Source organism: Massilia agri (genome assembly GCF_024753255.1).
GTDB classification, from domain to species: Bacteria; Pseudomonadota; Gammaproteobacteria; order Burkholderiales; family Burkholderiaceae_D; genus Telluria; species Telluria agri.
The window spans coordinates 1-4,842 of the sequence record NZ_JANUHA010000040.1; the positions used below are offsets into that span (position 1 = coordinate 1).

At 65.6% G+C, this 4,842-nt stretch carries 3 protein-coding genes; 2 read left to right on the forward strand and 1 reads right to left on the reverse strand.

From position 1 onward, the window contains the following. Positions 1-110 precede the first annotated feature (110 nt). Positions 111-566 (reverse strand): MarR family winged helix-turn-helix transcriptional regulator, encoded by a 456-nt coding sequence (locus NX780_RS25000; RefSeq protein WP_258830600.1) that lies wholly within the window; start codon positions 564-566, stop codon positions 111-113. A gap of 184 nt (positions 567-750) precedes the next feature. Here NX780_RS25000 and NX780_RS25005 point away from each other — a divergent pair, with 184 nt between their 5' ends. Then, positions 751-2,388 carry a DUF418 domain-containing protein gene (locus tag NX780_RS25005; protein WP_258830601.1) on the forward strand — a complete coding sequence of 546 codons (1,638 nt, stop codon included), beginning with the start codon at positions 751-753 and terminating at the stop codon, positions 2,386-2,388. A 5-nt stretch (positions 2,389-2,393) separates the two neighbouring features. Next, the gene (locus tag NX780_RS25010) at positions 2,394-4,745 is read left to right on the forward strand and encodes a penicillin acylase family protein (RefSeq protein ID WP_307733089.1); all 2,352 of its coding nucleotides are present in this window, start codon (positions 2,394-2,396) and stop codon (positions 4,743-4,745) included. Positions 4,746-4,842: the final 97 nt, after the last annotated feature.

The following is a 4,842-nucleotide window of genomic DNA, read 5'->3' on the forward strand; positions in this document are numbered from 1 at the left end:
TTTCAGATCCGTATTGCGGATCTTCACTGGCGTCCATTCCCGCCTACCTTCGCGCAATGAAAAAAGCCCGCTCTGTATCAAGCGGGCTCTTTCGTCGAAACTTTCAGAAGCTACATGCCGGCGCTGTCGTTCAGGTTTTTGCGCAGGTCGACCAGCTGCTCGCGCAATGCGGAAATCTCTTCCACCGAGCATTTGGTGGCGCACAGGATCTCGGGCATGAGCTTGGCCGCCTCCTGCCGTAGCGCCTGGCCCTGTTCGGTCAGCGTGACGATCACCTGGCGCTCGTCGGAACGCGCCCGCGCCCGCTGTACCAGGCCCTGGCTTTCCATGCGCTTGAGCAGCGGCGTCAGGGTGGCGGAATCGAGGAAGAGCCGTTCGCCGATGTCGGACACGGTCAGCGCATCCTGCTCCCACAGCACCATCATCACCAGGTATTGCGGGTAGGTGAGGCCGAGCTTCGGCAACAGGCCGCGATAGACGCGCATCATCGCCAGTGAAGTCGAATACAGGGCAAAGCACAGCTGGCTGTCGAGTGCCGGTGCGGGGAGGGAAGAAGGAGAGTTCATGCGTCCAATATAGATCGTGCGCAAGCTAATTGCAAGCGACGCTCTCGCCGGATTCTATGCAATTTTAATAATGGCCTCCCAAACTGCAGTTCGTCCGCGCTTTTCGGCATTTCGTCGCATGGCCGCTTGAGGCATGCAGACTCTGGACTACGATGATTCGATCAATAATCAGAAAGGGATGGCCATGGACAAACCAGCAGTATCGTTGACGCCGGTGGCGAACAACGAACGCATCCAGTCTCTCGACGTCGTTCGCGGGTTTGCCCTCATCGGCATCCTCTTGATGAATGTCGAGTTTTTCAACCGCGCCATCTCGGACCTCGGCTCCGGCATACCGGCCACCGTCACCGGCGCCAACCTGTGGGTCAGCTACTTCGTCCAGTATTTCGTCACCGGTAAATTCTGGACCATCTTCTCCCTCCTGTTCGGCATGGGCTTCGCCATCATGCTGACCCGCGCCGAACGCGCCGAGCGCAGCTTCCTCGTGCCCTATATGCGCCGCATCGCCGCGCTGGCCGTCTTCGGGGCGCTGCACCACATCTTCCTGTTCGGGGGCGACATCCTGGTCAGCTATGCCGTCAGTGCGGCGGCGCTGCTGGTCGTGCTGTACGGCCGCACCAAGTGGATCCTGCTGGCGATGGCCCTGTGCATCGGCGGCGGCTTCATCCCGCACATGAAATGGCTGTTCGGGATCGCGGGCGGCCTGGCCTTCTTCGGCACCGCAGCCTGGTGGCTGCGCGGCGAGCAGCGCATGAAGCGCTTCGGCAAGCCGCCGGTCCTGGCCTTCATCATGATGGTGATCGGCGCGCTCGGCCTGATCGGCGGCGTGGCCAGCTGGTTCGCGCCAAGCGTGCCGATCGAAGGGCGCGTCATGATCCCCGTGATGGGCTTCGCCCTGTTCACGCTCGGCTACCTGACCAAGCGCACTCACGCCGACAAGGCCTCGCGTCCGTGGCGCCTCGGTGTCGGCATCTACTGCTTTTCCTTCTTCCTGATGACGGCCGCCGGCGCCGCGCAGTACTACTTCCCCCACAAGCCGCCGGTCGCGGCCACCAAGGAAGCTGCGAAAAAGCAGCAGGAGCAGGAAGCCGAGCGCGCCAAGATGCGCCAGGAACGCAAGGACGTGGCCGCGAAAGAGACCGCGTTGCTCAGCAAGGGCAGCTACCTCGACGTGGTGCGCTTCCGCGCCGAACGCTTCCCGGAACACGCAGCGAACGAAGTCGGCTTCGCGACCATCCTGATCGGCATGTTCCTGCTCGGTAGCTGGTTCGTCCGCGCCGGCATCATGGAGCGCGCCCGGGACCACCTGCCGCTGTTCCGCAAGCTGGCCATGTTCGGCATTCCGGTCGGCGTGGGCATGGGCCTGGTCGGCTCGATGATCGCGATGCACCCGATCGAGGGCTCGCGCGGCGCCGACGGCTTCCAGTTCGCCCAGGGCCTGCTCATGCTGGGCAACCTGCCGGCATCGCTCGGCTACGTCAGCCTGGTCATCCTGATGTTGTACAGCGCGTCGCCGCTGAACAAGGTGAGCGTGCTGGCGCCCTTCGGCCGCATGGCGCTGACCAACTATGTCACCCAGTCGCTGATCGCATCGACCTTCTTCTTCGGCTACGGTTTCGGCAACTTCGGCGTCTCGCGCGTCGACCAGATGCTCTTCGTGGCCGTCGTCGTGGTGTTCCAGATCGCCTTCAGCCACTTCTGGCTGTCGCGCTTCCGTTACGGCCCGCTGGAATGGCTGTGGCGCGCAGTGACCTATTGGACCATCCCGCCGATGCGCATCAAGAACCCGGCAGTTGCGCCCGCCGCGGCCACGGCGGCGTGAGGGGGCTGTTTCGACTCGGCGCGGCGCTGCTCCTGGGCGCCGCGCTCCCCGTTTGGGCCCAGCCGGTCAAGGTGGCCGGCCTGAGCCAGCCGGCCCGCATCCTGGTCGATAAATGGGGCGTGCCGCACATCTACGCGGCCAGCCAGGACGACGCCTTCTTCGTGCAGGGTTTCAATGCCGCACGCGACCGCCTGTTCCAGATCGACCTGTGGCGCCGCCGCGGGCTGGGCGAACTGTCCTCCGTCTTCGGCCCCGCCTACGTGGAGCAGGATCGCGCGGCCAGGCTCTTCCTCTACCGCGGCGGCATGGATCCCGAATGGAAGGCTTACGGCAAGGACGCGCAACGGACCAGCGCGCGCTTCGTCGCCGGCATCAACGCCTATATCGACTATATCTCCCGCAAGCCGGAACTGCTGCCCTTCGAATTCCGCCAGCTGCGCTACCTGCCTGCCAAGTGGCGTCCGGAAGACGTGGTGCGCATCCGCAGCCATGGCCTCACGCGCAACCTGACGCAGGAGTTCGCCCGTTCGCGCGTCGTCTGCCGCGCCGGCCTGGCGGCCGATGCGGTACGCGCGAAGCTGTCGCCCAGCTGGACGACCCGTGTGCCCGAGGGGCTCGATCCCTGCCTGCCGGAGGATGCGCTCGAAGTCTTCCATCTCGCCACCGACAACGTGCGCTTCGACCGCCAGTCGCTGCAGGTGGCGCGCGTAGCGAATCCGAGCGAAGAGACGCTCGAAGGCAGCAACAACTGGGTGATCGCGCCCTCGCGCACCAGTACCGGCCGTCCGATCCTCGCCAACGACCCGCACCGCGCGTATGGCGCCCCCTCGCTGCGCTACATCGTGCACCTGAGCGCGCCGGGCCTGGACGTGATCGGGGCAGGGGAGCCGGCGCTGCCGGGCGTGTCGATCGGCCACAACGGCAAGGTCGCCTTCGGGCTCACCATCATGAGCATCGACCAGGAAGACCTGTACGTCTACGAGACCAACCCCGCCAATCCGAACCAGTACCGGTACGGGGGCGGCTGGGAAGACTTCCGCATCGTGCGCGAGAAGGTCGAGGTGCGCGGCGCGGCGGCCAGGACGGTCGAGCTGCGCTTCACGCGCCACGGGCCGGTGATCCACCAGGACGCCGGCACGCGTCGCGCCTTCGCGGTGCGCACCACCTGGACCGCGCCCGGCATGGCGCCCTACTTCGGCAGCATCGAGTACATGCAGGCGCAGGACTTCACACAGTTCCGCCGCGCGATGCGGCGCTGGGGTGCGCCGACGGAAAACCAGGTGTACGCCGACACCGCCGGGAACATCGGCTGGGTGGCCGGCGGCCTTGCCCCGGTGCGGCCCAACTGGGACGGGCTGATGCCGGTGCCGGGCGACGGCCGCTACGAGTGGAAGGGCTTCCTCGACGGCGACAAGCTGCCGTATGTGCTCAATCCGAAGCAGGGCTGGTTCGCCTCGGCCAATGAGATGAACCTGCCATCTGGCTATCCCTATAAGGAATATAAGCTCGGTTTCGAGTGGCCCGACAACGCGCGAGCCCGGCGCATCGCGCAGGTGCTCTCCAAGACGCCGAAGGCAAGCATGGAGGACATGCAGCGTCTGCAGAACGACGTGGTCAACCTGAATGCGCGCCGCCTGGTGGCTCTGCTCAAGCCCCTGTCGTCGAAGGACCGCGCGACGGCGGCCGCGCTGCGACTGCTCTCGTCCTGGGATGGCGAGGAGAGTGCGCGCTCCGCTCCAGCCGCGCTATATGAGGTGTGGTGGTCGCGCCATCTCGGCAACGCCTTCAAGGCGGCCGTGCTGTCGCCGGCGGCGGCGAGTGCGATGGATGCCCCGCACCCGACGGCCCTGCTCGAGTCGCTCGAGAAGCCGGAGCCGCGCTTCGGAAAGGACGCGGTCCGCAAGCGCAACGAGGTGCTGCTCAGCAGTCTCGCCGCGGCGTGGACCGAAATGGAGGCGGTGCAGGGGCCTGACCCGAAGCGCTGGCAATGGGGCAAGCTGCATTTCAGCTTCTTCGTGCACCCCATGGCGCCGATTCTCGACAATGCGGGGAAGGCGCAGGTGAACGTCGGACCCCTGCCGCGTGGAGGCAGCGCCTATACCGTGAACGTGTCGAGCTACCACCCGGACAGCTTCTGGCAGGCCCATGGGCCGTCATTCAGGATGGTCCTCGACGTGGGGAACTGGGATAACTCCCGCGCCATCAATACGCCGGGTCAGTCGGGCGACCCGTCCAGCCCCCATTACCGCGACCTGGCCGCCAGCTGGGCGGAAGGGAAGTATTTCCCCCTGCTGTACTCCCGTGCAGCGGTGCAGAAGGCGGCAAGCCAGGTGATCGAACTGGTGCCGGCGCCTTGAACGTGCACCTCTTGCGGACGGGCGCGCGCTTTGCTATAGTGCGCGTCCGCTTCAGGGGCGCCGCAAGGCGAGGCCGAAAAAGGTTAACGTAATCAAG

Excerpts from the sequence above, each read along its gene's own strand:
- NX780_RS25000 (WP_258830600.1), bottom strand. The coding sequence starts at position 566 with ATGAACTCTCCTTCTTCCCTCCCCGCACCGGCACTCGACAGCCAGCTG.
- NX780_RS25005 (WP_258830601.1), top strand. The coding sequence starts at position 751 with ATGGACAAACCAGCAGTATCGTTGACGCCGGTGGCGAACAACGAACGC.